The sequence below is a fragment of the Mesorhizobium sp. M00.F.Ca.ET.216.01.1.1 genome (assembly GCF_004010325.2).
Taxonomy (GTDB): Bacteria; Pseudomonadota; Alphaproteobacteria; order Rhizobiales; family Rhizobiaceae; genus Mesorhizobium.
Window position 1 is genome coordinate 1 of the sequence record NZ_SADR02000352.1, and the last position, 326, is coordinate 326.

The window sequence follows — 326 nt, forward strand, 5'->3', positions numbered from 1 at the left end:
TTTGCGTGCACTACGGGCATCCTGCCAGTCAGCAGCCCGTGCGAGCTTTACCGACACATTTGAGCGCGCTACACCGAGAACGTCACAGACCTGCTTCACTGGCCGTCCCCCGGCAATGAGGGTGAGCGCGCAATCCATTTTCGCGACTTCATCACCTCCACTGCTTCCCGGAGAATTTCATTCTCCATTGTCTTCTTGCCGAGCAGGCGCTGCAGTTCCTTTATCTGCTTCAGCGCATCGCTCAGCTCAGATGCCGGAACAACTTCTTCACCAGCGCTCACCGCCGACAGGCTGCCGTCCTGATGCAGCTTGCGCCACTGAAACAG

1 pseudogene is annotated in these 326 nt (G+C 58.0%); it reads right to left on the reverse strand.

The window, feature by feature from the left end:
- A pseudogene (locus EN859_RS36440) lies at positions 1-326 on the reverse strand (IS3 family transposase); the annotation flags it as partial.